At 55.0% G+C, this 26348-nt stretch carries 25 protein-coding genes; 12 read left to right on the plus strand and 13 right to left on the minus strand.

Annotated features, from left to right (window positions below; translation table 11 throughout):
- Window positions 1-16 precede the first annotated feature (16 nt).
- The 6 genes from ACR0B7_RS02105 to ACR0B7_RS02130 form a co-directional block, all read right to left on the minus strand.
- On the minus strand, window positions 17-1042 hold the full coding sequence (locus tag ACR0B7_RS02105) for an ABC transporter substrate-binding protein (protein WP_117872863.1): 1026 nt from the start codon (window positions 1040-1042) through the stop codon (window positions 17-19).
- Window positions 1043-1690: 648 nt separating this feature from the next.
- Window positions 1691-2377 carry a branched-chain amino acid ABC transporter ATP-binding protein gene (locus ACR0B7_RS02110; RefSeq protein ID WP_170480966.1) on the minus strand — a complete coding sequence of 229 codons (687 nt, stop codon included), beginning with the start codon at window positions 2375-2377 and terminating at the stop codon, window positions 1691-1693.
- Entirely contained in the window at window positions 2374-3123 is a 750-nt protein-coding gene (locus tag ACR0B7_RS02115) for an ABC transporter ATP-binding protein (protein ID WP_170389848.1), read from the minus strand. The genes ACR0B7_RS02110 and ACR0B7_RS02115 overlap by 4 nt, the downstream gene beginning before the upstream one ends.
- A complete protein-coding gene (locus ACR0B7_RS02120; RefSeq protein ID WP_170389850.1) occupies window positions 3120-4097 on the minus strand; it encodes a branched-chain amino acid ABC transporter permease in 978 nt (325 codons plus the stop codon). Before ACR0B7_RS02120 ends, ACR0B7_RS02115 begins: the two co-directional genes overlap by 4 nt.
- Window positions 4094-5014 carry a branched-chain amino acid ABC transporter permease gene (locus ACR0B7_RS02125; RefSeq protein ID WP_170389852.1) on the minus strand — a complete coding sequence of 307 codons (921 nt, stop codon included), beginning with the start codon at window positions 5012-5014 and terminating at the stop codon, window positions 4094-4096. The genes ACR0B7_RS02120 and ACR0B7_RS02125 overlap by 4 nt, the downstream gene beginning before the upstream one ends.
- 50 nt (window positions 5015-5064) lie before the next feature.
- The gene (locus ACR0B7_RS02130) at window positions 5065-6198 is read right to left on the minus strand and encodes an ABC transporter substrate-binding protein (RefSeq protein ID WP_170389854.1); all 1134 of its coding nucleotides are present in this window, start codon (window positions 6196-6198) and stop codon (window positions 5065-5067) included.
- A 645-nt stretch (window positions 6199-6843) separates the two neighbouring features.
- Here ACR0B7_RS02130 and ACR0B7_RS02135 point away from each other — a divergent pair.
- The gene (locus ACR0B7_RS02135) at window positions 6844-8430 is read left to right on the plus strand and encodes an alpha/beta hydrolase (RefSeq protein WP_480680821.1); all 1587 of its coding nucleotides are present in this window, start codon (window positions 6844-6846) and stop codon (window positions 8428-8430) included.
- A 222-nt stretch (window positions 8431-8652) separates the two neighbouring features.
- Here the strand turns inward: ACR0B7_RS02135 and ACR0B7_RS02140 are convergent, their stop codons facing one another.
- Both ACR0B7_RS02140 and ACR0B7_RS02145 read right to left on the minus strand, forming a co-directional pair.
- A complete protein-coding gene (locus ACR0B7_RS02140) occupies window positions 8653-9363 on the minus strand; it encodes an aspartate/glutamate racemase family protein (RefSeq protein ID WP_170480963.1) in 711 nt (236 codons plus the stop codon).
- Window positions 9360-10064 (minus strand): GntR family transcriptional regulator, encoded by a 705-nt coding sequence (locus ACR0B7_RS02145; RefSeq protein WP_170480959.1) that lies wholly within the window; start codon window positions 10062-10064, stop codon window positions 9360-9362. Before ACR0B7_RS02145 ends, ACR0B7_RS02140 begins: the two co-directional genes overlap by 4 nt.
- A gap of 112 nt (window positions 10065-10176) precedes the next feature.
- Between ACR0B7_RS02145 and ACR0B7_RS02150 the strand changes: the two genes are divergently transcribed.
- Complete coding sequence (locus ACR0B7_RS02150) at window positions 10177-11871, plus strand: thiamine pyrophosphate-binding protein (protein ID WP_170480955.1); 1695 nt, start codon at window positions 10177-10179, stop codon at window positions 11869-11871.
- Here the strand turns inward: ACR0B7_RS02150 and ACR0B7_RS02155 are convergent.
- On the minus strand, window positions 11832-12752 hold the full coding sequence (locus ACR0B7_RS02155) for a LysR family transcriptional regulator (protein WP_170480952.1): 921 nt from the start codon (window positions 12750-12752) through the stop codon (window positions 11832-11834). The two genes, ACR0B7_RS02150 and ACR0B7_RS02155, sit on opposite strands and share 40 nt — an antisense overlap.
- A 97-nt stretch (window positions 12753-12849) precedes the next feature.
- On the opposite strand from ACR0B7_RS02155, the gene ACR0B7_RS02160 reads away from it, so the two are divergent.
- The 6 genes from ACR0B7_RS02160 to ACR0B7_RS02185 all read left to right on the plus strand — a co-directional run bounded on the left by ACR0B7_RS02160 (window position 12850) and on the right by ACR0B7_RS02185 (window position 19118).
- Window positions 12850-13983, plus strand: a complete 1134-nt coding sequence (locus ACR0B7_RS02160) for an enolase C-terminal domain-like protein (RefSeq protein WP_170480950.1) — start codon at window positions 12850-12852, stop codon at window positions 13981-13983.
- Window positions 13980-15230, plus strand: a complete 1251-nt coding sequence (locus tag ACR0B7_RS02165) for an NAD(P)/FAD-dependent oxidoreductase (RefSeq protein ID WP_170576642.1) — start codon at window positions 13980-13982, stop codon at window positions 15228-15230. Before ACR0B7_RS02160 ends, ACR0B7_RS02165 begins: the two co-directional genes overlap by 4 nt.
- A gap of 52 nt (window positions 15231-15282) precedes the next feature.
- Window positions 15283-16260: a TRAP transporter substrate-binding protein gene (locus ACR0B7_RS02170; RefSeq protein ID WP_170389871.1), complete on the plus strand. Its 978-nt coding sequence runs from the start codon at window positions 15283-15285 to the stop codon at window positions 16258-16260.
- Window positions 16261-16329: 69 nt separating this feature from the next.
- On the plus strand, window positions 16330-16863 hold the full coding sequence (locus tag ACR0B7_RS02175) for a TRAP transporter small permease (protein ID WP_170389872.1): 534 nt from the start codon (window positions 16330-16332) through the stop codon (window positions 16861-16863).
- Window positions 16864-16867: 4 nt separating this feature from the next.
- Entirely contained in the window at window positions 16868-18181 is a 1314-nt protein-coding gene (locus ACR0B7_RS02180) for a TRAP transporter large permease subunit (RefSeq protein WP_170389874.1), read from the plus strand.
- Window positions 18182-18281: 100 nt separating this feature from the next.
- Window positions 18282-19118, plus strand: a complete 837-nt coding sequence (locus tag ACR0B7_RS02185) for a hypothetical protein (RefSeq protein ID WP_480680825.1) — start codon at window positions 18282-18284, stop codon at window positions 19116-19118.
- Window positions 19119-19242: 124 nt separating this feature from the next.
- Here the strand turns inward: ACR0B7_RS02185 and ACR0B7_RS02190 are convergent, their stop codons facing one another.
- The 4 genes from ACR0B7_RS02190 to ACR0B7_RS02205 form a co-directional block, all read right to left on the minus strand.
- On the minus strand, window positions 19243-20952 hold the full coding sequence (locus ACR0B7_RS02190) for an adenylate/guanylate cyclase domain-containing protein (RefSeq protein ID WP_170414926.1): 1710 nt from the start codon (window positions 20950-20952) through the stop codon (window positions 19243-19245).
- Window positions 20953-21450: 498 nt separating this feature from the next.
- The gene (locus ACR0B7_RS02195) at window positions 21451-21915 is read right to left on the minus strand and encodes a CoA-binding protein (RefSeq protein ID WP_170389882.1); all 465 of its coding nucleotides are present in this window, start codon (window positions 21913-21915) and stop codon (window positions 21451-21453) included.
- Between the two features lie 3 nt (window positions 21916-21918).
- Window positions 21919-22284 carry a 2Fe-2S iron-sulfur cluster-binding protein gene (locus ACR0B7_RS02200; protein ID WP_170412916.1) on the minus strand — a complete coding sequence of 122 codons (366 nt, stop codon included), beginning with the start codon at window positions 22282-22284 and terminating at the stop codon, window positions 21919-21921.
- Window positions 22281-23636 carry a selenium-binding family protein gene (locus ACR0B7_RS02205; RefSeq protein ID WP_170412919.1) on the minus strand — a complete coding sequence of 452 codons (1356 nt, stop codon included), beginning with the start codon at window positions 23634-23636 and terminating at the stop codon, window positions 22281-22283. Before ACR0B7_RS02205 ends, ACR0B7_RS02200 begins: the two co-directional genes overlap by 4 nt.
- A 70-nt stretch (window positions 23637-23706) precedes the next feature.
- Between ACR0B7_RS02205 and ACR0B7_RS02210 the strand changes: the two genes are divergently transcribed.
- From ACR0B7_RS02210 to ACR0B7_RS02225, 4 genes are all read left to right on the plus strand, one after another.
- On the plus strand, window positions 23707-24468 hold the full coding sequence (locus ACR0B7_RS02210; protein WP_170389915.1) for an IclR family transcriptional regulator: 762 nt from the start codon (window positions 23707-23709) through the stop codon (window positions 24466-24468).
- A gap of 96 nt (window positions 24469-24564) precedes the next feature.
- On the plus strand, window positions 24565-24918 hold the full coding sequence (locus ACR0B7_RS02215) for a putative quinol monooxygenase (RefSeq protein WP_010437910.1): 354 nt from the start codon (window positions 24565-24567) through the stop codon (window positions 24916-24918).
- 342 nt (window positions 24919-25260) lie between these two features.
- Entirely contained in the window at window positions 25261-25656 is a 396-nt protein-coding gene (locus ACR0B7_RS02220; RefSeq protein ID WP_170480938.1) for a hypothetical protein, read from the plus strand.
- Window positions 25657-25868: 212 nt separating this feature from the next.
- Complete coding sequence (locus tag ACR0B7_RS02225; RefSeq protein ID WP_170576643.1) at window positions 25869-26207, plus strand: hypothetical protein; 339 nt, start codon at window positions 25869-25871, stop codon at window positions 26205-26207.
- Window positions 26208-26348 lie beyond the last annotated feature (141 nt).

The raw sequence follows: 26348 nt of genomic DNA on the forward strand, positions 1-26348 counted from the left end.
TCGCTTTCTCAGTCACTTACTGCGGCAGCACCGAAACGTCTTCGTCCCACTTTTGCAGCAGACGCTTACGCTCATCAGAGGAGCCGTACTTTTTGAAGTCGTAGTCGATCAGCTTGATCTGGCTCATATCCGGGGCGCTTTCAGATGTTTGCGCACCCTTGTTGGACGGGACCTGGAAGGCATTGACTTCAAGTGCGAGGTTCTGGGCTTCGGCACTCAGCGCCCAGTCGTAGAACTTTTTGGCTTCTTCTTCGTTGCGAGCGCCTTCAATGATCGACATCGAACCGATCTCGTAACCAGTGCCTTCGCACGGGGCGACAACCTTTACAGGGAAGCCTGACACCGCCTGCTTGACGGCGTCATGCATGAAGACAATGCCGATCGTGTTCTCGCCACGACCCGCAGCCTTGATGGGCGCCGAACCGGATTTGGTGTACTGATTTATGTTGGCGTGAAGGCCTTTCATGAACTCAAAGCCCTCGTCCTCGCCAAAGATCTGCACCATCGACGCCAGCGTCGTGTAGGCAGTTCCGGACGAATTCGGGTTCGCCATCTGAACGTGCCCTTTATATTCCGGCTTGAGCAGGTCCTTCCAGCAGGCGGGTTCAGGCAGGTTGTTGGCCGCCAGGAGGTCAGAGTTGTAGCCATAGCCCAACGCACCCGAATAGATACCGATGGTCTTGTTGCCAGCACTTTCGGCCTGTGAAATTGCCCAGTCATGCAACTGGTCACGCATGGGCGAGACATATTCCATAGTTAAACCTTCTTCGGCCGCTTGAAGGTGCGGGTCACCCGTGCCGCCCCACCAGACATCTCCTTTTGGGTTTGAACTTTCCGCACGTATTTGCGCAAAGGTCTCGCCAGAGGATTTGCGAGTCATGTTCACGTCAATGCCGGTGGCGTCCTCGAAGCTGCGCGCCATCAGCTGGCACCAGTCTTCCTGCGCCGAACAGTAGAATGTCAGCTTGTCGGCTTGCGCAGCACCCATGGAAGCGGCGAATGCGATCAGTGAGCCAGCAAGTGTGTTTGTCAATTTTTTCAAAGTCTTTCCTCCCATAACTGTCCAGCTTCCAGCTTTGAGCCGGGAACTGTCACGTCACCTGTGAGGGCGGCCACGCTTAATTGTGGCATCTTATGATTTCACCGGTCTCGGTACGGCTTTTCCTCTTTGTGACTATGTAAGTCTGACCACTCTAGCACTTGTTTCGCAAGGATTTTTGCAGAGTGACAAAATCAGTGCGATCCAAACGGAGCACCTTTGAAAGCACTATTCAAAGGAAGATCGCAAGCTTATCCATAGCCTTCGAATGCGCGGAGCTTGATACTTACGCCAATTGGCGAATTGTGTTCTGGGCAATCAGATTGTCTAACGTTAATACAGATTTTGCAGCGAATGTTGAAAGCTAGCTTCCGATTTTGACCACACTTGTGATGTGTGGGTTCACGCAGTGAGTGCGTTCTCATCGCCCTGCATGACCGAGGAAACTTACCTTGGGAACGTCAACAATGGGCTCGAAGTGGACATTCGCCGCGCCAGGCATGAATGACTGCTCTGCGGACAAAGCAGCCATCTCATCCCGACGAAAGCAATGCGGTTCGCTTATTGACAACTATTCTGATTTCGCGTCGAACCATCAAAAACGACTTGGTGGCCGAGTGGTAGCTGTCAAGGCTTGGGCATTTGTACCAACTAAACCCCGAGATGCCGCTGGCTGACTTCACTGTCCAGATCACCCATTGCGCCTGACCAGACAGATCTGCCTCGCTCAAGGATTGTCGCTCGATCACAGACCGCTCGCAATTCGCTAAGCGATTTGTCGATTACCAGAATTGAAAGACCAGTTTCACGTTTCAGTTGCTCCACGGTCACCCAGATTTCTCGCCTGATATTTGGCGCAAGCCCTTCCGTAGCCTCATCCAATATGAGCAAGCGTGGATTGGTAACTAACGCGCGCCCGATGACCAACATTTGCTGCTCCCCGCCTGACAATGAGCCCGCAAGCTGATCGGCGCGTTCGCTGAGACGCGGGAAAAGCGCAACGACCTTGTCTATATCCCAATGGCCAGGCCGGGACACAGCTACGAGGTTCTCACGCACCGTCAGATCGCGAAATGCGCGGCGGCCTTCGGGGACAAGGCCGATGCCCAACCTTGCCACCTGGTGGCTCGACAGTCTGCGAATGTCGGTGCCGGCAAAAACCATCGAGCCCTTGCTTCCGATCATTCTGCAAATAGCGCGAACGGTGGTTGTCTTGCCCATGCCATTGCGCCCCATAAGGGCGACGACTTGGCCCGCTTCGATTGTCAGATCAACGCCAAAGAGGGCTTGGCTTTTGCCATAGCTTGCGACTAGGTCCGAGATGTAAAGAAGGCTCATAGGTTCTCTCCCAGATAGGCGCGCTGAACTATTGGATTTTCACGAATATCTTCGACTGATCCGGTGGCAATCACACGCCCGTAATCAAGAACTGTTATTCGGTCAGCCAATTTGAAGACGACATCCATGTCGTGTTCCACAAGCAGGATCGGGGCCTGATTTCGCAAGTCGCTCAGCAGGTCCGTGAGTAGCTGCGTGCCTTCCGCGCTTAAACCGGCCATTGGCTCATCCAAAATGAACACCTTTGGTTCAATGGTCAGCGCAACTGCGACTTCCAGTTGGCGGCGCTGACCATGGCTGAGTTCGTTTACTCGCTTATCTACAAAGTCGATCAGGTCCACGCGACGCAATGCATTCTCTGCGTGATCTCGCAAGTTTTTGTTGCCAAGAACGGGTTGGAAGAATTGCCAGGGTCGTCCTTTAGCCCCAAGCGCGCCCAGCATGGCATTCTGCAAGACGGTGTCCTCTGACGCAAGAGCGGAAATCTGGAACGTGCGTCCGAGCCCTAGCCTTGCCCGGGTTTTCGTGGTCTCGTCGGTGATATCCTCGCCCAGAAGGCGAACCGAACCTGCGTCAGACTTCAGGCCGCCGCAGATCTGAGCGATGAGCGTTGATTTACCTGCCCCGTTTGGGCCGATCACGGCGTGAACTTCGCGAGGCCTAAGGTCCAATGTCACGTCCTCGTTTGCAATCAGGGCGCCAAAGCGTCGAGTGAGACCTTCAACTTGCAACACGGGCCGCATCATCGGTCAGACCTTCCCGTGATGACGCCGTAAAGGCCGCCGCGGGCGAAAAGGACGACCACCAACAAAAGCAAACCAAGAAAGAATAGGAAATATTCGCTAATGCCTCCAAGCGCATTCTCGAGTACGACGAACAGAGTCGCGCCTGCGACAGGCCCGAACGTCCGGCCCAGTCCTCCGAGGATTATGAAAACGATCAGTTCACCTGACATCTGCCAGCTGAACATCGTCGGACTGACGAAGCGATTAAGATCGGCAAAAAGCGCCCCCGCCAGCCCACAGATCATGCCGGAAATCACCAATGCGATCAGTCTCAGCCGAAACGGATCAAGCCCAACCGCCTCCACACGCTCGGGACTTTGCCGCGCCGCGTTTAACGCAAGTCCAAAGGGCGATTTTACGAGCCGCACGTTTAGCCAAAGGACTAAGCTTAGAATAGCAAAACAGATCCCGAAGAACTGTATGGGATCAAGCGTGTTCATCCCCGGGAACGAATTTCGAATGTAGATGGAAAGGCCGTCTTCTCCGCCATAAGCGGGCCAGCTGATTGCAAAGAAAAAAAACATCTGCCCGAAAGCCAGCGTGATCATGATGAAATATACGCCGGAAGTTCGAAGCGACAGAAGCCCGATTACAAAGGCGGCAACACCTGAAAACAGTATTGCCACCAACCAAATCACAGGCATGAGCTTGGTTCCAGAAATCGTGAACGGCCATTCCATCAATGGCGAATACGTCTGCGCGTGAAACGCCAGAATACCCATCGCATAGCCGCCAATCCCAAAGAAGACCGCGTGCCCGAGGCTCACAAGCCCTCCCAGCCCAAGCGCGACATTGAGACCAACCGCAGCCAGAGCGAAGATGACCGCGCGGGTAGCCAATGTAATTGTGAAAGGTTCATCCGAGAACCAAGCCCAAAGCGGTACACAAAGAAGAAGGCTCATGAGAATGGCGTTTAGTGCTTTTTCCGGGATCATGCGCGCGCCCCGAACAGCCCGGTGGGTCTCCAGATCAGCACGCCGGCCATAAGAACGTAAATTGACATCGAAGCCAATGCCGACCCAGTCGACGTCGCAACATCCGGCGCCACAAATAGTTTAAACAGTTCCGGCAGGAAGATGCCGCCCAGGGTATCGGTCAATCCAACCAGCAAACTGCCGATAAGCGCGCCCCGAATAGAGCCGATGCCCCCGATCACTATGACGACGAAAGCAAGGATCAGGATCGGCTCACCCATTCCGATTTGGACCGATTGGATGGCACCTACAAGTGCTCCCGCTAAACCGGCGAGCGCTGCTCCGAGCGCGAAGACAAACGTGTACAAGCTACCAATATCAACACCGAGTGCTGCAATCATTTCGCGGTCGTTTTCTCCGGCACGAATTTGAATGCCAATGCGGGTCCGTGAGATGAATAGCCACAACCCAACCGCCACCAAAAGCCCTACAAGGATGAGTACAAGGCGATATAGCGGATACTGAATCCCGCCCGGCAATGAAACGGGACCGGACAGATAGCTCGGAATTTCGAGAAACAGCGGGAATGAACCGAAGAGCCATCGCGTACCCTCGGAGAAAATCAGTATCAGCGCAAAAGTCGCAAGCACTTGCTCGAGATGATCGCGGGCATAGAGCCGACGAATGACTGCCAATTCGACGATGACCCCGGCCATAGCTGCGGCAGCAATGGCAGCCGCAACAGCCGCCAAGAAAGACCCCATCGCCGCAGCGGCCGCCGCAGCCGCAAAAGCGCCGACCATGTAGAGTGATCCGTGCGCAAGATTTATTAGGCCCATCACGCCGAAGATCAGCGTCAGGCCAGCTGCCATGAGAAAGAGCATGAAACCGAACTGTATTCCGTTCAGAATCTGCTCGGCGATAAGGATTAAAGTCACGGTTCGAGCGAAAACGGGCCGCCGCTCCGGAGTTGGGGGCGGCCCTTCGATTACATTTTACAGTCTGCCGCGTAGGCGTCCGAGTGGTTTTCCAACGCCACACCAATGATCCGGTTGGTGAATACATCTCCTTCCTGAATCACTTCGCGCGCATAGATAGTCTGAATTGGATGGTGGTTTGGACCAAACGCAAAGTCGCCACGTGTGCTGTCGAAGTCGGCCGCACGCAATGCATCTCTGAACGCGTCTTGATCCGAGACGTCAGCCGATCCTAGCGCCGAAACGATCAACTGTGCCGTGTCAAAGCCCTGGCTTGCGTAGAGAGACGGAAGCCGCCCGTACTCGGCCAAAAAGCTTTCAACGAACGCGGCATTTGTTGGGTTGTCGATATCCTTGTTCCATTGGCTAGTATTCACAACCCCAAGTGCTGCAGGCCCGACGGCTTGAAGGATGCCTTGATCGAACGAAAATGCCGGACCCACCACGGGCAGATCAACGCCGCTGTCCGCGTATTGCTTAAGAAACGAAATCCCCATTCCACCCGGAAGGAAGAAAAAGACACTGTCTGCGCCGGACGCACGGATTTGAGCAATCTCGGCCGCATAGTCCGTTTGACCAAGCTCGGTATAAATCTCACCGGCAAGATCGCCTTGGAAGAACCGCTTGTATCCAGTCAAAGCGTCCTTGCCCGCCGGATAGTTCGGGGCGAGAATGAAGCTATTGCTATGCCCTGCTGTGTTGGCATAGGCACCGGCTGCTTCGTGCAGGTTGTCGTTCTGCCAGGCGACGTTGAAATAATTTTCGTGACAGCCCTGACCGGCCAGCGCCGATGGTCCGGCGTTCGGCGACAAATAGAACTTACCTTGGGCCGTTGCCGCTGGAACAACCGCCATTGCGAGGTTCGACCAGATTATACCCGTCAGGATATCCACCTTCTCGGATTGGATCATCTTGTCAGCAAGCTGTACGGCGATGTCGGGTTTTCGCTGATCATCTTCGACGACGACTTCGATGTCATCCCGCCCGGATTGCTTGATACCCAGCATGAAACCGTCGCGCACATCGATCCCCAAGCCGGCTCCGCCACCAGACAGAGTAGTAATCATACCGACCTTGGTCTCAGCGAACACCCCTGTGGCCAGCAACCCGATGGATGCGGCAATGGCAATCGATTTATACGTCATAAGTTCCCCCATGTTGTTTTCTACTAACACCGGCTGCACTTGCCGGCCGTGTTTGAAGTTGCTGCAGCGAGGACCGCTTTCGCAAACAGCCTTTATTGAGATGCTTTCCTGTTCAGAAAGGCAATGTCCAGTGCAAGCTTTGAATCTCTTACGCTTAAATTGGTTATCAGTACGTAGATCCGCAGATTTTGGGGCTTTATTGCGAGGCGGCAGCTAAATTGGAGCCTATGATCCCTGATCGTAAGTTGCTGTTTACTAAATTTCCGCGTCGCCACACGGAGGCAACTTTTACAGTCAAATAGTATCCTGCCAGCTTGATACAGACGTTCCTTGAACGCCACAAAATGTCTGCATTGCGGACAAAACGGTGATTGCCTCATGAGTAGGTAATGACCGCGGTTAGCCCAAAGCAGACATGTCCGTTTCACGCATTGTGTGCCTCCTCAGGGAGAGGGACCGCAAAGGCTCCGGTGCTTTCGATACCCCGGAAATTGCACAAAAAACATGGCCCATCGCGCTGCGTTTCACTAAGCTGGCTGAGTTTTCCTAGTTCGTGGAGGAACGATTGTGCGGTGGATAAGACCACTGATTGCCGGAGTATCCCTCCCGTGCCTACTTTTGGGTCTTCTGTTTTTTGCGGCCTCGTTGACCCCCTCCCTCATTCCACGCGAGCCGATGGTTCAGGGATTATTAGGCGGGATCTTGGTGGCGCTTGGCTATCTTCTGGGGCGTATGCTCGAGCTGATTTGGCAGGCCGCTGATCTGCCGCGCATGCGCGGACGTCTAGCGCTTGCCGGCAACATTGTCTTTGCGGCTCTTGTTGCCGGATTTTCAATATGGACGCTGACCTTCAGCTTTGAATGGCAGAATGAGCTACGCGCAAAAATGGGGATGGAGCTTGCAGATGCAAAGCACCTGGCGCAGATCCTGTTGGCAGGGACCGGAACCTTTACGCTTTTTTTTCTGATCGGCGGGCTCGTGGCGGCTCTGTTCCGATGGGTCAGGGACCGCTTCTATCGCTTCATGCCGCCGCGCCGAGCCAATGTTCTGGGCTTCGTGACGGTCGCCCTGCTGCTCCTCGTCGTCACCCGCGACGGCATTTTCGACCGGGTAGTCACGGGCCTCGATGAAAGCTTCGAGGCTGCTCAGATGCTTTTTGATATCGCGCCTGACCTGCCCGAAAGCCCGGATCAGGCCGGTTCCGAAGCGTCTCTGATTGACTGGGCGGCGATGGGTCAACCCGGCCGAGATTTCGTATTGGATGGCCCGGACGCCGAAGCGATTTCCGCTTTCACAGGCAAACCCGCGCTGGACCCTATACGGGTCTATGTCGGCCGGGCAAACGGCGAATCACCGCAAGAGCGAGCCGAACTGGCACTTGCCGAGCTAAAACGGCTGAGGGCTTTTGATCGGGAAGTTCTGATCGTTACTAGCCCCACAGGAACCGGTTGGATGGACCCGGGTTCTCACGATCCGGTGGAATATATGCACAATGGCGACATCGCGACGGTTAGCGCCCAGTATTCCTACCTACAATCGCCTCTGGCACTGGTTCTAGAAACCCGGACCGGCCTCGATCAAGCGACCGCGCTTCTCGACGTGGTGCACTCCTATTGGCGGACGCTGCCAAGAGATCGCCGCCCAAGATTTTACGTGCACGGTCTGAGCCTTGGTGCCTGGTCGTCGATGTACGCCACAAACCTCTTCCGCCTTGCCGACGACCCGATCGATGGGGCTTTTTGGGCAGGTCCGCCGTTTCCGTCACGGTTCTGGCAGCAAGCGCAGAACGCGCGCGAACCTAGCAGTCCATGGGTGCTCCCTATCATTGGGAACGGATCGTTCGTTCGATTTGCTTCGCACTTCTCGGATGCCTCTCAAGCCATCGCGGATTGGGGGGAAATGCGGATCGTATTCCTGCAGTATTCCAGCGATCCGATCGTCTTCTACGATCCGAGTTCGCTTTGGCGGGCACCGCCCTGGATGAACGAACCTCCGGCTGAAGATGTTTCAAAGCATCTCGTATTCATCCCGGTAGTCACGCAGTTTCAGTTGGCCCTCGACATGGCGTTATCGTTTGGCACGCCACCAGGACATGGCCACGCCTATTTTGCGCAGGATTACATCTCACCCTGGGTCGAGGTCACGGCCCCTGCGGACTGGACTGCTACTGACACCAAACGGCTGAAAACGCATTGCGATATTGGGTACCAGCTTGGATGCCGGAACCGGTGAACCAGTGTTGACGTTCCTTAATATGTCTTGCGAACTCGGCATAGGCCGTCGCTAGAAGCTAAACGATTAATCCGCATTCGTGAGAAGCGGCGCGCAAGGCAAGCCGTGAAGATCAATGATGATCCGGGCGCCGCTGTCTAGCAGACCTTCGGCATCACCAGCCAGGATGGCTTATCCAGCGGGTTAAACTGAAATTAACTCATACCTCATCGAAGTTTGTGCTTAGTAAGTCGGTGGGACTAGACCGGCTTGAAACCATTTTATGAACGAGACGATCGAGAACACGGGCAACCCGGTGGCCTGCTGAATATCAGAAGCATAGGGGCACATATTCGTGCATTCCAGCACGATCGCACCCAAACCTGGGTTATCTGAAACCAAGGCTCGCGCGGCCTGCACATTGTCTTCACGCGCTTTCTGAACATCCAGCCTTAACTCGTTTCCAAGGATCGCGCGGGTAAACTCATGCCCGCCTTCGGTTGTTCCAATCGGAGTATCCAACGGCACGTTGGCCGACAGCAGATGGTCTTTGGTCAGGGTGGAGGCTGAAATGGTCAATACCCCGGCGCGCTTGCCCTCAGGCAGAATGCGATTCACCATCTCGACCTGCATCAGAGACGACGTAGCCACCGGGATAGGGACGGCTTGGGCCAATTCCTTCTGGAACAGGGACAGGAAACCACAATTGGTCGTTATTCCGTCAACACCATCCCGAACCAGTTCCTGGGCCGCGTCGATGAACACCTCCAGCATCCCCTCAGCGCGGTGCCGAACCACCCGATCCGGCGAGGCATCACGGACAATGCGGTAGTGAACCGGGAATGGCCAGGTCAGCGCATTTCCCATATCACCGGGGATTCTCGGGAATTGGGCATCCAGCATCAGAATACCGACGGATGCGCCGTAGATGGATTTCCCGCCCCCCGCGATCATCCCTCGACCTCCTCGATTATGCGAGCCGAGATATCTTCGGACCCATCCATGTAAATGCTGGAAATCCCATGACGCACAGCGTCCTGCACCTGATCCATTCGCCTGGCGATGTGCGCACCCAGAACATGCGCTGCCTCATTGGGATCACGATCCAACAAGGCCTGCATAACCCGCTTGTGTTCATCTTTTGAGCGGTGCACCCTGTCCAAGCTCATTGAAATCCAACGGATATAGCGGATCCGCTCGTTGATCCGCGTGAGGGTTTGCAACAGCTCCATGTTGCCCGACAGATTTGCAATCCCAAGGTGAAACGCCTCGTCTCGGCTGACGGCTTCCTCGACGGTGAGGCCTCTGATGTCGATGCCCGTTGAAAAAAGCTGATCCATCAGCAGATGCAGGTCCTCATCCGACGCTTTAGCGCAGGCCGCACGAACAGCAGCAGTTTCGATAATCTGGCGCAGTTCGAACAGGTCAAACACGCTTTGCACATCCAAGGGGCGGCAGAAGAAACCTTGCCCGGGACGGAAATCAAACAGGCGTTCAGCCACCAGACGGTTCAATGCCTCTCGCAAAGGGGTCCGACTGACGCCAAGATCCTTGGACAGGGCAACTTCGTTCAGACGATCCCCGGGCCGCAGGCGGAACGAGACCGCCATCGCCTTGACCTGTTCATAGATGTCGTCGACCCGTGGACCCGCCATTAACCTTGTCCTTCCTCTTGTTCGCCACAGGTGACACATGCTGGGCTTGAAATCAATATACAAAACTGTATACAGATCTGCGTGCAGATTTTAATCAAAGGACACGCTGATCATGACAGGGACGAATTATCTGACCGGGGCAGAGGCAATGGTCCGTTTGCTCGAGGCTCACGGCGTGAAGCACATGTTTGGTCTGTGCGGCGATACCACCTTGCCGTTCTATGACGCTCTGGCGCGCATGGATCACGGCATTCAGCACATACTGACCCGGGATGAACGGCACGCCGCCTACATGGCGGATGGCTATGCCCGCGTGACAGGAAAGCCTGGTGTCTGCGAGGGCCCCTCAGGCGGTGGCGCAACTTACATCCTGCCGGGCGTTGTTGAAGCCAATGAAAGTTCCGTTCCAATACTGGCGATCACCTCGGACGTCGCGACAACCAGCCGGGGCAAGTACCCGTTAACCGAGTTGGATCAACCCGCCCTTTTCAAACCTTTGGCCAAGTGGAATACCTCGTTGGATGATGCCGCGCGGCTTCCGGCCATGGTGCGGGCAGCCTTCCGGGCGATGACAACGGGAACGCCAGGCGCCACCCATCTGGCTTTGCCCTTCGATACGCAGAAAGCACAGGTCGACGAGGCCGAGATCTGGGCAGATGACCGACATCGCAGCTATCCTGCCGAGCGCGCCGCCCCGGACATGGATGCAATCGAAGCGGCGGCGGAAGTCTTGTCACGAGCCAAATCCGCTGTCGCTGTCTGTGGCGGCGGCCCTGTTCTTTCAGGCGCAACCGACGCGCTGCGACAGGTCGCCCGTCTACTGGACATGCCGGTTGCCACAACCGTATCCGGCCAGGGCGCCATCGCTGAAACTGACCCGCTGGCATTGGGCGTTGTCGGGTCGAACGGTGGTGTCCCCGCGACACGCGTCGTAGTCGATCAGGCAGATGTTGTCCTGTTCATCGGATGCCGCGCCGGTTCAGTTACAACCGAACGGTGGAGTAGCCCTGGGCGCGATGCCAAAATCATTCACATCGACAGCGATCCCATGGTGATTGGCGCAAACTACCAGACCGAAGTGGCGATCTGCGCAGATGCCCGTCTCGCGCTGGAGGCTCTGGCCCGCGCATTGCAGGATCGGCAGGATCTGAACATACAAGGTGGGGCGGACAAGGCCCGCGCCGCGTGGGATGCCAAACGGGCAGCATTTGCGCCCTTGGCCGCGAGCCGGGAATTGCCAATCCGGCCCGAAGCGGTCATGGCGGCGTTGATGGACATTCTGGATGACGATGCAATAGTTGTGGCTGATCCCGGCACCCCGTGCCCTTATTTCAGCGCGCATTACCGGTGGCGGACATCGGGACGGCAATTCATCACCAACCGAGCGCATGGCGCTCTGGGCTATTCTTTGGGTGCAGCGATGGGTGCACATGTCGGGCGACCTTCGGTCAAGACCCTGGCCGTTATGGGCGATGGCTCGTTCGGCTTCACATGTGGCGAGTTTGAAACGATGGTGCGGCACAAAATGCCCATCACATCGATTGTCTTCTCAAACTCGGTCTTCGGCTGGATCAAAGCGGGTCAGGATGCGGGCTTTGGTCAAAGATTCTACAACGTTGACTTTAACCGCACAGATCATGCAGCAGTGGCGTCAGCCTTTGGCGTTAAATCATGGACGGTCAAAGACCCCGAAGACCTTTCAAACGTCTTGAAGCAGGCCATCGTACATGACGGTCCCACGCTGGTCGATATCCATTCGCAACAACTTCACGATGCTGCCGCGCCGGTATCCGAGTGGGTTGCGTAAGAGGCGATTGACGGGATCAATTGGTCCAGAAATGCCTGAGCGATCCTGGACAAGGGGCGACCCTTGGCCGTGATGATTGCAAGCTCCAGTATGACCGCCGGTTTGAAGGGGCGGGTTTGGTATCCGCTCTCTTCATCGAAAGTAACGGTAAAGGGGTCGATCATCGCGACCCCCATGCCTTGCTTTACGAAACTAAGCAGGTTTTCAGATAAGTGTGTGTGAATCTGTGTGCGCCATGTACGCCCGGCACGCTGAAAGATGTCTCGGGTTTTTCGGTGCGTCTGATGTTCCGGCCCCATAACGACAAAAGGCTCATTCTCCAATGCTTCCGCTGTCAGAACGTCATACTCCGCCAACGGGCTGTCTTGGGGAAAGGTCGCAAGCGTTTCAAATTCAAACACCTGATAATTCAGCGTGTCATGAAGAATTGGCATCTCGACAATACCGATCTCAAACAGGCCAGACGTCACCCACTCCTGAATCTTCGACGAATATTGCGACTGAAAGCTGACGGACAGGTTCGGGCGGTTCTCGGCAAACCGCGCGATCTCTCGAGGCATGAACCCAAAAGACAACATGTGTGGCGCAGCAACCTGTAATTGACCGGGATGCTTGTTCTGCAGATCTGTCACCGCTTGGGCAACGTGATCCAAGCCGCGCACAACAGTGTCGACTTCGCGGTACAACAGCTCGGCTTCGGGTGTGGGCAACAGTCGCCCCTTATTGCGTTCGAACAGGGGCAAACGCGCCTCACGTTCCAGCTGCGCCAAGAGGTTACTGATCCCTGGCTGCGAGATCCCAAGAACCGATGCTGCCCCTGTCACGGTTCCGGTCTCCATGATGGCATGAAAGGCTTGAAGCTGGCGAAAGCGTAGCGACATCGGCTAGCACATCACTTTTTTTATGATCTCTCGAATATATTGTATTTGAAATGATAGCTCGGTCAAGGCAGGCTTCTGCTCATCCACAGGGGGCGGAATGAGCGATCTGTCACAGAAAATCACTGGCTATGACTTATGGCACCTCAAGCTACCAGTCACGTCCCGGCGAGATCACGGCATTGGATCTGTAGAAGGCGCCTGTGAGGTTGTCATATTGCGACTGACCTCCGAAGATGGCGCGCACGGATTTGGCGAAGCGTCACCGTGGTCGGTGTTCACCGGCACGCCAGAGGCGACGTTTGCAGCATTGGATCGGTATCTGCGTCCGGTTGTTTTGGGTGCAAAGGTCGGAGACAGATCCGCGATCATGGCGCGCGCCGCTTATGCTGTGGCGCATTGCACCGAAGCCAAAGCTGCACTGGAGACCGCGCTGCTGGATCTTGCGGGTCGTATCAGCAACGTTCCGGTCTGGTCTTTGTTGGGCGGGAAGTGCCGTGATGCGATACCTCTCAGTTGCTCCATCGCCAACCCGGACTTCGCGCAGGATATCGACCTGTTAGCACGGTTGCACGACGATGGTGTCCGGATTGTTAAACTCAAGACCGGGTTCAAAGATCACGCCTTTGACATCATGCGGCTGGAATACCTGGCTCAGAACTGCCCGGAGTTTTCGGTGCGCGTGGACTATAACCAAGGACTGAACATTGAAGACGCCCCGGCACAGGTGCGCGACGTGGCAAGGTTTGCTCCAGATTTTATCGAACAGCCCGTGCGCGCCCATCACTTCGGCATGATGGCCAAGTTGAGGCAAATGACTGATGTGCCGTTGCTGGCAGACGAGAGCGTGTTTGGCCCAGAAGATATGGAGCGCGCGGCACGCGATGGGATTTGCGACGGTGTTTCCATCAAAATCATGAAATCCGGCAGCCTGACTCGGGGTCAGACCGTTGCACGCATTGCTGCTGCACACGGCCTTACGGCCTATGGCGGCGATATGTTCGAGGCTGGTCTGGCCCATCTGGCAGGCACGCACATGATTGCCGCGACACCGGAAATCACTCTGGGCTGCGAGTTCTATCAGGCATCGTATTTCCTTAAAGAAGATATTCTGGAAGAACCGTTCAAGGTCAGGAATGGACAGGTCTGCGTTCCCGATGGCTCTGGACTAGGCGGCAAGCCCGACTTGGGAAAACTGGACAACTACGCAGTGTCAAAGACGGTGGCAGCGTGAGTGAGAAGAAAACCATAGCCATCATCGGATCCGGAATCGTCGGCGTGTCCGCGGCGCTCTGGCTACAGCGCGATGGTCATGACGTCACTCTGATCGACAGGGCCGGACCGGGCGAAGGAACGTCACATGGCAATGGCGGCGTGTTGGCGTCCTGTTCTATCATTCCAGTTACGGTTCCAGGGTTGCTCGGCAAAGCGCCCAAGATGCTTCTAAGTCCCGCCCAGCCATTGTTCTTGAAATGGGGATACTTGCCAAAATTGCTGCCTTGGCTCAGGCAGTACTTGAGCCACGCTAATGCTGCGGATGTTGAACGGATCGCTGCGGCCTTGACGCCCATCGTCGGCGACAGCCTGAACGATCACAAAGCGTTGGCCGCGGGGACCGTCGCTGAAAAATGGATCGTTCCCAGCGACTATCTTTTCCTTTATCAGAACCGCGCCCATTTCGAAAGCGATGCCTTTGGTTGGAGCATTCGGCGCAAGCATGGCTTTGCGTGGGACGAATTGGAAGGCAAGGCGTTCCACAACTACGACCCTGTGTTTAGTCCGGATATCGGATTTGCGGCCAAGCTGTCAGATCATGGCCATATCACCGATCCTGGACGATATGTGAAAGACCTGGCTGCCCACATTGAGGCCCAAGGAGGTCGGATCATTCGTGCAAATGTCGAGAATGTCACGCGCGAAAATGGCAGCGTCACAGGCGTGCGCGTGGGCGGTGAAACCATAAAATGCGACACGGCTATTGTAACGGCTGGAGTCTGGTCGGGGCCTCTGGCGAAGCGATTGGGTGTTTCTATTTCTCTTGAAAGCGAACGTGGCTATCATCTTGAATTGGTGGAACCTTCTGCCATGCCCCGCAGCCCGGTCATGGTGGCATCAGGCAAGTTTGTTGCCACGCCTATGGATGGGCGCATACGCTTAGCAGGTATTGTAGAGTTCGGAGGTTTGGATGCACCGCCCTCACGCGCCCCGTTTGAATTGATGCGCAAAAATGCCCAGGCGGCTTTCCCGGGCATAACATGGAAGGAGGAAGTGGAATGGATGGGGCACAGGCCCGCCCCGGCTGACTCTATCCCGATCATCGGCAGCGTGCCGGGTATCCAAGGGGCCTACATGGGCTTTGGGCACCACCACATTGGCCTGACAGGCGGGCCGAAAACCGGGCATCTTCTGGCGCAGATGATCGCGGGCAGGACCCCGAACACGGATGTGAGCGTCTACGCGCCGTCACGTTACACGACATAAGAACAGGTCGATGAAAAACATCGGCGTTGAGAAACTCAATAGGGAGAAAACGATGAAAAAACTGACAAACCTTCTGGCAGCGACTGCTCTGACTGTAGCTGCGACCGCGCCGGCTATGGCCGAAAAATGGGACATGCCGATGGCCTATTCGGCCTCGAACTTCCACTCGGCCACAGGTGCGGAGTTTGCAAAATGCGTGACCACCGGTACAGGTGGTGAGATCGAGATTGTCACGCACCCGTCCGGCTCGCTTTTCAAAGGTGCCGACATCAAACGTGCGATCCAGACCGGGCAAGCCCCGATTGGTGAGCGTCTTTTGTCTGGCCACCAGAACGAAAATGCGTTGTTCGGGTTTGACTCGATCCCCTTCCTCGCGACCTCGTTCGACGACAGCACCAAGCTTTGGGAGGCCGCGAAGCCATCTATCGAAAAAGTATTGGCCGAACAGAACCTGACATTGCTGTATGCTGTGCCATGGCCGCCGCAGGGGCTGTATTTCAAAAACGAAGTGAACTCCGTCGCCGACATGAAAGGAATCAAGTTCCGTTCTTATAACAACGCGACTTCGCGACTGGCCGAGCTTACAGGAATGTTGCCTGTGACAATCGAAGCGGCGGAAATCAGTCAAGCCTTTGCGACGGGTGTGGCGGATTCGATGGTGTCATCGGGATCGACCGGATATGACCGCAAGGTCTGGGAAAGCTTAAACTTTTTCTATGAAGTTGATGCCTGGTTGCCGCGCAACTACGTGATGGTGAACTCGGAAGTCTGGTCAGGTGTGTCGGATGCCAACAAGAATGTCATCAAGGCCTGCGCTGAACTGGCAGAATACGCAGGTAACTGGCGCGCCAAGGAATACACCGGATTCACCCTGCAGGGTTTGCGGGATGGCGGTATGACCGTTGGCCCGGCTTCTGAACAGATGACGAATGAGCTGAAAGAGATCGGCGTGACCATGACCAATGAATGGCTGGAAGCTGCCGGTGATGAAGGTAAAGCCATCGTCGACGCGTTCAACGCATCTCAGTGACCTTTCGATTTGGGCGGCGATTCATCAGGCCGCCCTTTTCGCATCCAATCAAAATACAGCGGGGACAGCATGGCGGTATTGCGAGGGTTTCGGTCCGTACTGGACTTTATATATCTGGCGGCAGGGGTACTTGCGGCTCTCAGCCTCATTGCGATCCTGCTATTGATCGTTGTTCAGATGCTGGCCCGCTGGACCGGTGAAGTGTTTCCCGGAGCGCCCGATTATGCAGGCTACGCCATGGCCGCAGCGTCTTTCCTGGCCTTTGCCAATGCGCTGAACCGGGGCAGCCATATTCGGGTTTCAATCCTTCTGAACGCAGTGCCGGACGGTATCCGGCGTATTCTGGAGATATGGTGTTTCGCGATAGGCACCGCTGTCATGTGGTATTTTTGCTGGTACGCCTACCGCTTTGTCTACTGGAGCTGGAAATTCAACGATGTCAGCCAGGGACAGGACAAAACCGCCCTTTGGATCCCGCAATCGGCAATGTTGATCGGCGCCGTCATCCTCGCCATCGCGCTGACCGACCACCTGGTCCACGTTCTTTTCAAGGGCGACCACCGCATTGTCCGCGATCTGGCCGACCAAAGCCACGGAGAGTAAGCCCATGGAAAACCTCTCTGTCATCATCCTTTTTCTGTTTGTTCTCTTTACCTTGCTGGGCACTGGCGTCTGGGTCGGGTTGGCCCTGATGGGTGTTGCCTGGGTCGGGATGGAGCTTTTCACAAGCCGTCCCGTTGGGGACGTTATGATCACCACTATTTGGTCGGCGTCGTCGTCGTGGACGCTGACCGCACTGCCCATGTTCATCTGGATGGGCGAAATCCTGTACCGAACGCGATTATCCGAAGACATGTTCAAGGGCCTGTCCCCGTGGATGGCCCCTTTGCCCGGTGGATTGGTACACACTAATATCGTTGGATGTACGGTTTTTGCAGCCGTCTCGGGCTCATCAGCAGCCACGCTGACAACGGTTGGCAAGATGTCGATTCCTGAACTGCGCAAGCGCAATTATCCCGAGCGGATGATCATCGGGACATTGACCGGGGCCGCCACACTTGGGCTGATGATCCCCCCCTCGCTGACCCTGATCGTGTACGGGGTGACAATCAATGAATCCATCACCAAGCTTTTCTTCGCAGGGATCCTTCCGGGCCTGGTTTTGGCGGCGATGTTCATGGGCTATGTGGCGATCTATTCAAAGCTCGGCAAGGATTGGAGCCCTAATTCCGAAAGCAAATTGAGCTTTTCCGAGAAAATCAGAAACTCGCGCTTTCTGTTGCCCGTAATATTGCTGATCATGGTCGTCATCGGGTCAATGTATCTGGGATACGCCACCGCAACCGAGGCCGCCGCCTTTGGGGTCATCGGCGGACTGTTGTTGGCGGCGGGTCAGGGATCGCTGACCTGGAAGACCTTTACTGAAAGCCTGATGGGCGCCACGCGCACCAGCGCGATGATTGCCCTCATCCTGGCGGGTGCGGCCTTCCTTTCGTTGTCGATGGGCTTTACCGGCCTGCCGCGTGGTCTGGCCGATCTGATCGCCGGTTGGGAGTTGACCCGGTTCGAACTGCTCATGGTGCTGCTAGTCTTCTACATCATTCTGGGCTGTTTTCTGGACGGTATTTCTTCGGTCGTGCTGACCATGGCCGTGGTCGAGCCCATGATCCGCGACGCGGGGATCGACCTGATCTGGTTCGGTATCTTCATCGTGGTCGTTGTTGAAATGGCGCAGATCACGCCACCGATCGGATTCAACCTGTTCGTCATGCAGGGCATGACCAACCACGAGATGAGCTATATCGCGCGGGCGGCCATTCCGATGTTCCTGATCATGGTTCTGATGGTCTTTATCCTGATCTGGTTCCCCGACCTTGCAACTTGGTTGCCCGAGAATTTGCGGCAAAGCCCGGGCGGATAGAGCTGTTTTGAACCCGCTCCACCTGGCGGCGCGCCATGGCCCTTATGTTTTGATCTGTGGGTTGGCGGCAGGTCTTCTGTTGCCAGCTCTCGCGGAACCGATGCGTGATTTGCTTCCTCCTTTGGTGGTGTTTTTACTGTTCGTGACCGTGCTGAGGGTGGACCCCAAGGCCATTCTGGGATCACTGAGTGACCTACACAAAGTCGCGCTAACGGTTGTCGGATTTCAGCTGGTTACGCCTATGATCATTTTTGCACTCGGATACGTGTGCGGATGGATCGGGACACCCGTGCTTTTATCCCTGCTGATCATGGCGGCGGCGCCGTCCATCTCGGGTAGTCCAAATATGTGCCTGATGATGGGCCACGCGCCAGAACATGCGATGCGATTGATGGTTGTGGGCACGGCTCTGTTACCTTTGACCGCCCTACCCATATTCCTCCTCATGCCGCAGTTGGGGGACATACAATCTGTTTTTTGGGCAGGTCTGCGACTGTTGCTCACGATCATATGCGCAACTGGCGCAGCCATATTCGTAAGACGCACGGTGTTGCGCAAGCCTTCACAGTTCATGCTGTTGAATCTTGAGGGGATGGGAACACTCACACTGGCTGTGTTTGTCATTGGTCTGATGCCGTCGGTCAGCGCAACGGCGCTGGAGGACCCGGCTTTGGCCGCATTCTGGATCGCCTTTGCCTGTCTGGCCAATTTCGGCGCGCAGATCGTCATGTTTCGCTTCACACAGGGCTGGCTACCTGCGGCGCGGGCTACTACGGTGTCATTGATTGCTGGTAACCGCAACATCGCGATCTTTTTTGTAGCTCTGCCTATAGAGGTCACGGCCCCGATAATGGCCTTCATCGGGGCCTATCAAATTCCGATGTACCTGACCCCGATGATTTTGCGCCGCCTCTACCAACAGGACGGGCCATCATGACCTTTGACTATGGATGGCCTGATCTGACTGGTCCGACTTGATTGTTAGTGCATGACCGGCCTCGGGTCCATCTGGACGATGGTTTCAGGAGCCGGTGGCCGATAGCCTGCTTGATTTTGTTTTCTCAGATTGGAAGGCCTGCTCTTAGCCATCCATCCCTCCATTGCTCCGAGCATTCGGGAACTCTGAAAATGGGGAGTCTCGTTTGTTCTTTAATGTCTAGATCCGGACGAAGCTCCTTCAGTTCAGATACCGCAGCCCTCGCTGACTCTAGGTCTCCGTTTTGAGCCAAGGATGCGATGAGCATGAGATGCGTAATCACGAATTTCGCCCTAATGGCCAAGGCGTTTCGATTGGCCTCAACGGCTTCAGCATAGCGGCCAAGTTGGAAAAATGCGGAGGCCTGCCCAACATAGGCTGCGTGCCGCATCGGATCTTTCGGACTGAGATTGATTGAGTGTGTCGCGTGTTCCAGGGCTTCTTCGGGTCTGTCGAGAAAACTCAGATTGATGCTAGCGAGCATGTGAACGGTCGCAGCGTTTGGATTTTCGGCCAATGCTTGTTTGAAAACTGCGCGAGCTCGCGGCAAGTCTTGTGCAAGCATAGAGATCGAGTGTGCGGCGTAGGCCAACGCAATTCCATCTGCGCGATCACTCAACAATACACGTTCTGCTGCAGCAACAGCTGCCTTCGGCCCTTCGTCAATCGGTTTCAGTCCCTGCACCATTCTTTGGATATGCAACCACGCAAGTAATCCAGCTGCCGACGAATAATCAGGATCGCGCTCCAACGCCAGACGCGTAAGGCGAATGGCCTCACGGTTGTCTTCGTCCGTCAGCAGGTGAAAATGTGACTGGGCCCGAAGATAAAGTTCATAAGCGTCGAGATTTTCTGTCGGTTTCGCCCGAGCGCGAACTGTCTCGGCATGGCGAACGGACGGTTCGATCGCCGTAACAACTTCCTGCGTGACCTGATCTTGAAGGTCAAAAACATCGTCCAGCATCCCATCGAAACGATCGGCCCAAAGATGACTGCCATTCTCTGCATCAATTAGCTGTCCTGTTATCCGAAGACGCTGGCCTGCGCGCCTTACCGAACCCTCAAGCACATACCTCACGCCGAGCGCCTGCCCAACTTCGCGAATGTCGGTGCTCTTACCTTTAAAAGTAAAAGATGAGTTTCGCGCTACGACCATCAACCAACGAAAACGAGACAACTCTGTTATGATGTCCTCGGTAATTCCATCAGCGAAAAACTCTTGTTCCGGGTCGCCTGACATATTGTCAAACGGCAGCACGGCAATACCGGGTTTCTCAGATTTGACAGTTGCACTTGTAGCCGTCGAACCGACAGGCCACTGCCACACGCCAACTGGGCGTGCAATGTTCTTCAACTCAGTCTTCCGACCGCCAGAGAACGAGGCGGCGGCTTTCCGGTCTAGGCTGTTGTGTGCTGCGTCTGAAAGCAATATCTGCCCCGGTTCCGCTAATGCCTCGAGACGGGCAGCTATGTTGATACCGTCACCGAATATGTCATCGCCTTCCGAAACTACTTCCCCTGTATGTATGCCGATGCGGACTTGAATCTCCTGTGGTCGGTCAGCCGTCTGAACAGCAATCGCGCATTCTGTCGCAGCCGATGCGGAGCGAAACTCAGCAATCCAGCCGTCACCCATGCTTTTGATCAATCGCCCTTCATGAATAGCCAAAGCGGGCATTAGATGATCCTCACGGAAAGCCTTAAGCGCTTTGAGTGTTCCGTCACTATCCTGATCCATCAACGCCGAGTATCCAGCGACATCAGCCGCCAGCACAGCCGCAAGCCTCTTTTCCATGTTTCTCTCCCCGCTTGTTGGAAGCTAGCCTGCAGAGAGAGCACTGTCAGCCCGGTATTTAGAGCAAAGTGGTCCCATCAAGAAAGCGCGATCGCTTTGGGCTCTCAACAGACACGTGAGCCCGTGCAGCATGTGTGATCACAAGGCGCCCTGCCCTTCGAGGACGACCAAAAGCGGCCGTTTGACCTTGACCTCTGTCGCCGCGGTGCGGCCCGTCAAAGGAGATACTCGTTGCATGAGTGAGGCTGGAAGAGGGACGGAGGTCCGAAGAGCGCACAAAGCTGCCGTTCGCCGCTGCGCGGCGCTGGGACGTAGCCTGAATATCCGGTTCGCGGACAAGGTGGCCGTTGGTTCTATATATAAAACGGCCATTCTTGGGTTTAGAGTACGCGGATTTCGTAAAGCGGGCAGGATTATGTGTCTTCTCTTCCGTAAGCACAATATCTCAATTGGCACCCTTATTGGATGCTGAGGAGGCCGCTACCAATCGAATTTCCATCATATCTTTAGGTCCAGGCGCGGCTTCCAAAAAGGGCGGAAGAGTTCAATCTTGGGGCATCGGTTCATCACGACTTTAAGGCCCGCCGCTTCGGCGAGTTGCGCAGCTTTGTCGTCGTACACACCGATTTGACCCCAAAGAACTTTTGCCCCGATTGCGATAGCCTTCTCGGCAAAGGCATACAACTCTTCCTTTGGACGAAAAACGTCTACCATATCAACACGTTTGTCGATCTCTTCCAGCGAGTGGTAGACCTTGAGCCCTCTAATTTCCGAAACATTCGGGTTAGGATTCACCGGTAGAATATCATAGCCGATTTCACTCAGCTGTCGCAGAACGCCATAGCTGAATTTCGTTTTGTCCGCGCTAGCCCCCACCATTGCAATGGTTTTAACCGACTGCAGGATGTCGGCGAGGTATTTGGGGTCGTAATCGTAGATGCGGTCGATATCTGCTTCGGGCATCGGTTAACCTTCCTTCGGCGTCGCAATGTCAGCCTTGAGTTCGTGGGGTTTTAGAGGGTCGAGAAACGGATTGCGGTACAGATTGTCATGGCTCTCGACCCCGATCTCAAGCGTGATGTCGGATGTCGGACGTGCCACGCAAAGGATCACATAGCCGTTCGCGATTTGCCGATTATTCAGCGCAACCTGTCGGCGTTGATCGATCGCACCACTCTGTAGTTTTGCCGCGCAGGTAATGCAGCCGCCATACTTGCACCCAAAAGGCAAGTCGACGCCCTGTTCTCTCAGCGTTTCCAGAAGTGGACGCCGCGCATCCACACAGTATTGCGCGCCATCTCTGTTCGCGATCGTCACGGTATACACAGTCATAGCCAGATGTCGCTTGTGCAATCACCGCCCGGATACCGGCTCTCGTGACAGCGCGATGGCCCATTCGGTTCTTTGCCAAAGTCCACAATGAAATCCTCGTTGATCTTCATGCCACCGTTTTCAGGGTCGCAATCGATCATCACCATAACCCCGCCCTTTTCGCGGATCTCGGGATAGAACTGGTTATCCCAAGTCGAGAACAGCGAAGTCGTGACATAAAGCCTTCGTCCGTCGAGAGAGAGCTGGAACATTTGCGGACCACCCGCGACCTCAACCCCATTAACTATCGGAGCTCTACCCAAAAGACCTCCCATAAACACTTGGCCGGTTAGCTTGGGATTATGCGGGTCGGTGATGTCATACTGGCGCATATCTCCATGCAGCCAATTGTTCAGGTACAAGTATTTGTCGTCCATCGAGATCAGGATCGCCGACATTACCCCCGGCAACGGGATCGGCCATTCGGGGTGCATCTCGTTTTCCACGTCGATGATCTTTTCCCACTGCCACTTTTTAGCATCGTCTTGCCACCAATGGATCACATTGGTCGAAAGAGCTGCGCCACAGAACCCATGCGTGCTGTCGGGGTCATGGTGGAACTTGACTTCCAGTGGCAACAGCCCGTCTTCACCCAAATAGAAACTTTCGACCGGTTCGCGCTTTTCGAAATTCCAAAAATGCAGCTCCCGCCCATATTTTAGATGGCCCACTTCTTCCAGATCGAAGCCCGGCATGAAGGTATTGGGCGCAGCCCATTCGGAACTGACCATCACGTTGTGGCGTGGTTGGTACCAGAAGTCATAGCCGAATTTGATATCGCCCATCGAGGTTTCCCAGCGACCGACGATGTTGAACTCTTTGTCGAGATGCAGATAGCCTCCAGGAGCCTCACCCTTGGCATTTCCAAGGAAGGAAATGATAATTTCCGAGCCCAAACAATGCACCGTATGCGGGCCCGATAAATCTGCCTTGGCCTTGATTTCGGCCCCGTCGATGACCTTATGCAACCGCGGCGCACGCGGGTCAGTGGCTGTATCAACGATGTGAAGGTTGTTAGAGCGTACGCCCGGCAGGATCAGGTATTTGCGGGACATCGAGCCGTCGTCGTGACAGGACGAACAGGCGTTCCACCCCATGTGGTGAAGCTCGTCCCCAATCCCCGGCATTTCCAGCCTATGGATTACCTGAGAATAGGTCGGGCTGTCAGGGTCGACATCCACTGTAGCAAGGTAATCAGGTTTCTGGATCCCTGTCCCGGTGTAGATGGCGATCGTGTAGAGTAGCTTTTCTCGGGGGGCTTTGATGGCTTCTTGCGGACTCTTGAAGCCCGGTCCACAGCATTGTCCATCCATCGTATGCTCCTCCCTTGATTCCCCAAATTGTATCGTATATCGAAAAATCAATTATCATAAAGTGAGAAGAATGCATCTCGAACGATTAGCGCTGGTTTTGGAAATCGTGGGTCAAAAAGGACGTGCGTCCGTAGCGGATATATGTGCTCAGTCCGATATACCTAAACCGACGGCCTACAGGCTGGTTCAAGACCTTGTTTCGTCCGGCCTCCTTGAATCACCAACCCGCGGAGAGTTCGCGATTGGGAATAGGCTAAAGCGTATCACGTTGAGCGATCACTCTGATCCCGCTCTTTTGCAAGTGATTGCTCCTGTCCTATCTGGCGCCGCGAATGACTATGGCGCTGCATTTTTCTTGTCTCGGCTACGGGGCCATTGGGTCGAGATTATTCATGTGGAGACACCGCAGACGGGCGTGTCTTTTCTTCATCCAGGTATGGGCAAACGACCAATGCACGCGTGCTCTTGCGCCAAGGCAATCGCCGCCGTTTCGCCTGAACTGCTGTCTCAAGACCGATTGGATGGGCAGCTTAAGCAGTACACAGATCGCACGATTACAGACCCCAAGGATCTGGCCGCGGAACTCGATGTCATTCGAGCCAAAGGGTATGCCGAATGTGTTGAAGAGCTCGAGCGCGGAATCAGTTCTGTCGCTACAACGCTGACCAAGACAGGTGTTGGTGCAACGCTTTCAATCGGCGCTACGGCGTCTCTTCGGGTGTTTACACCTTCCGAGCGAGAAAAGATTGGCCATACACTTACCACAATGTCACACGAACTTGCTCGCGCGCTAGGATGGGGTGAAGCAGATGAAGAAAGGATATCCGCTTAGGTTCATGGGTATCGCAGTGCTTTAGGTTTATACCATCCAGCAGGACAGGTGTGTTTTGCGACCTTCGCCGCTTTCAGGTCAATGAGGGAGACAAATATGGACGATGCGATGTTTGGTGGGTTCTTCGTGATCAACGTAAAACCTGAGTATCGGCAGCCCTTTTTGGACGCCAGCATCTTCCAAGCGCAAAATGTTGTCAGTGAAGAACCCGAAGTTTTCCAGTTTCATATTATGGTGGATGAAACAAACCCAAATCGTTTCTATTTCTACGAAGTGTTCCGGAACGAAGCCGCAGTCCAGGATCATTGGGAATCTGAAACTTTCAATAACTGGTTAAACACTGTCCGAAAGATGCTGGATGGAGAGATCGAACTTGTTGCTAGGATGCGCTCGCTTTTTCCGACGCCAAAAGGTTTCGAGGCGCAAAAAGCAAGCCTGCTACTATGGTAAAATTGACCGACGTTTGAAACTACCACCGGTACGAGAAAATTATGAGATTTGGTGCTTGTCCGCTTTGGGCTCAACGTGGTCATCCGACCGTTTTTGTCGGATGACGGCTAAACGCCGCGAAGCGGTCTTTCGGCAGCAGACAGTCGAACTTTCTGCATTTAGTGGTCGCTCAGCACGATAGCAGACGCTGACCGAAAATCCGCTGTGACCTTAGTTCGGGCATGACCACCGACCAGCCCCGCAGCAAAATGCACAAGTATTCGCAAATCAAGCCGAATTGTGATTATATGTTAGACACTTAGTTCTTTATGCCTTCACTTTCTGAGAACAGAGGAGTCCACTGTGCCAACACCTCTCTTCAAGCCCGGTCATTCTGGCAATCCCGGCGGGCGACCCAAGCTGGACCCCGAGACAAGAAAGTTGATCCAGTCGAACGGCGAGATCGCTGTGAAACGCATGAACGATCTGTTGTCGATGGACGAACTCTTCAATCGCCGAGATGATAATGGTGAATTTGTATCAGGAAAACTTTCGGGCAAAGAACAAATTGCCTTGCTGGCCCTAGCTCAGGACCGAGCATTCGGACGCGCTGATGGCGTTAGCATCACGCACACCCACAGCGGAACTGTCGGCATGAGCGTCAATCCAACACAGCGGCTCAAAGACATAAGCGACCGCCTTCCAGAGAGATTGGCTCAACAGAAGGTGATTGAGGCAAAACTGGATGACGACGAGTAGTCTCCAACCTTCATGTAGCGGCTGCCAGGCGAAGAGGTTTGGGTTTGTGCCTACAGGCCATGCGCCCGCGCACGCAAGCCGCCTCGAGTTGACGACCCTATATTGTATTTGATATCGAAGGCGCCCTTTTCCCAAAAATTAGGAGGACCTGCATATGTGGGTAGCATTCTCGACGCCCGAGGGTTCGGGCTTTTTCTTTGCCGTTGCAAAGGATGAGGACGGCAAGACCAGCGGGGCCGAACATCGGTTCTCGCGTCTGTCCGCGGTTCCGCCGCGCTCAGGACGCCGAACTTCTGCGCGATTATGGTATGGACGGCGAGGTGATCGAAACACCGAGCGGCGACTATCGTTTCCGGGCGTTCATTCCACGCAACCACCTCGTGACCGTGCTGATGAACTTGGGCGAACGAATGGCCTACCCCAATTTCAAGGACAGCATTCCCGAGGATGACATAGCACGCTGTAAACGCCTGTCACCAGGCATGGGCAGTGTTCGGCGACTTACAGGTGGGCGGGCCATACGGTGCGGGACAGTGATTGCACTGCCCTGACAATCGCTATATGAGGCGCCTCGTGGCTTTATTGTCGCCAAAAGCCACAAAACAGTGACGAGTGACGCCGAAACGTCCAAAAAAACTACTGTTTTCAAAACCTTAAATGGCGATACCCGCAACCGGGCGTTCAGTGGGCGC

Source organism: Ruegeria sp. BB6, from assembly GCF_056539385.1.

Excerpts from the sequence above, each read along its gene's own strand:
- ACR0B7_RS02110 (WP_170480966.1), bottom strand. The coding sequence starts at position 2,377 with ATGAGCCTTCTTTACATCTCGGACCTAGTCGCAAGCTATGGCAAAAGC.
- ACR0B7_RS02115 (WP_170389848.1), bottom strand. The coding sequence starts at position 3,123 with ATGATGCGGCCCGTGTTGCAAGTTGAAGGTCTCACTCGACGCTTTGGC.
- ACR0B7_RS02120 (WP_170389850.1), bottom strand. The coding sequence starts at position 4,097 with ATGATCCCGGAAAAAGCACTAAACGCCATTCTCATGAGCCTTCTTCTT.
- ACR0B7_RS02130 (WP_170389854.1), bottom strand. The coding sequence starts at position 6,198 with ATGACGTATAAATCGATTGCCATTGCCGCATCCATCGGGTTGCTGGCC.
- ACR0B7_RS02140 (WP_170480963.1), bottom strand. The coding sequence starts at position 9,363 with ATGATCGCGGGGGGCGGGAAATCCATCTACGGCGCATCCGTCGGTATT.
- ACR0B7_RS02145 (WP_170480959.1), bottom strand. The coding sequence starts at position 10,064 with ATGGCGGGTCCACGGGTCGACGACATCTATGAACAGGTCAAGGCGATG.
- ACR0B7_RS02150 (WP_170480955.1), top strand. The coding sequence starts at position 10,177 with ATGACAGGGACGAATTATCTGACCGGGGCAGAGGCAATGGTCCGTTTG.
- ACR0B7_RS02155 (WP_170480952.1), bottom strand. The coding sequence starts at position 12,752 with ATGTCGCTACGCTTTCGCCAGCTTCAAGCCTTTCATGCCATCATGGAG.
- ACR0B7_RS02160 (WP_170480950.1), top strand. The coding sequence starts at position 12,850 with ATGAGCGATCTGTCACAGAAAATCACTGGCTATGACTTATGGCACCTC.
- ACR0B7_RS02170 (WP_170389871.1), top strand. The coding sequence starts at position 15,283 with ATGAAAAAACTGACAAACCTTCTGGCAGCGACTGCTCTGACTGTAGCT.
- ACR0B7_RS02175 (WP_170389872.1), top strand. The coding sequence starts at position 16,330 with ATGGCGGTATTGCGAGGGTTTCGGTCCGTACTGGACTTTATATATCTG.
- ACR0B7_RS02180 (WP_170389874.1), top strand. The coding sequence starts at position 16,868 with ATGGAAAACCTCTCTGTCATCATCCTTTTTCTGTTTGTTCTCTTTACC.
- ACR0B7_RS02185 (WP_480680825.1), top strand. The coding sequence starts at position 18,282 with ATGCGTGATTTGCTTCCTCCTTTGGTGGTGTTTTTACTGTTCGTGACC.
- ACR0B7_RS02190 (WP_170414926.1), bottom strand. The coding sequence starts at position 20,952 with ATGGAAAAGAGGCTTGCGGCTGTGCTGGCGGCTGATGTCGCTGGATAC.
- ACR0B7_RS02195 (WP_170389882.1), bottom strand. The coding sequence starts at position 21,915 with ATGCCCGAAGCAGATATCGACCGCATCTACGATTACGACCCCAAATAC.
- ACR0B7_RS02200 (WP_170412916.1), bottom strand. The coding sequence starts at position 22,284 with ATGACTGTGTATACCGTGACGATCGCGAACAGAGATGGCGCGCAATAC.
- ACR0B7_RS02205 (WP_170412919.1), bottom strand. The coding sequence starts at position 23,636 with ATGGATGGACAATGCTGTGGACCGGGCTTCAAGAGTCCGCAAGAAGCC.
- ACR0B7_RS02210 (WP_170389915.1), top strand. The coding sequence starts at position 23,707 with ATGCATCTCGAACGATTAGCGCTGGTTTTGGAAATCGTGGGTCAAAAA.
- ACR0B7_RS02215 (WP_010437910.1), top strand. The coding sequence starts at position 24,565 with ATGGACGATGCGATGTTTGGTGGGTTCTTCGTGATCAACGTAAAACCT.
- ACR0B7_RS02225 (WP_170576643.1), top strand. The coding sequence starts at position 25,869 with ATGAGGACGGCAAGACCAGCGGGGCCGAACATCGGTTCTCGCGTCTGT.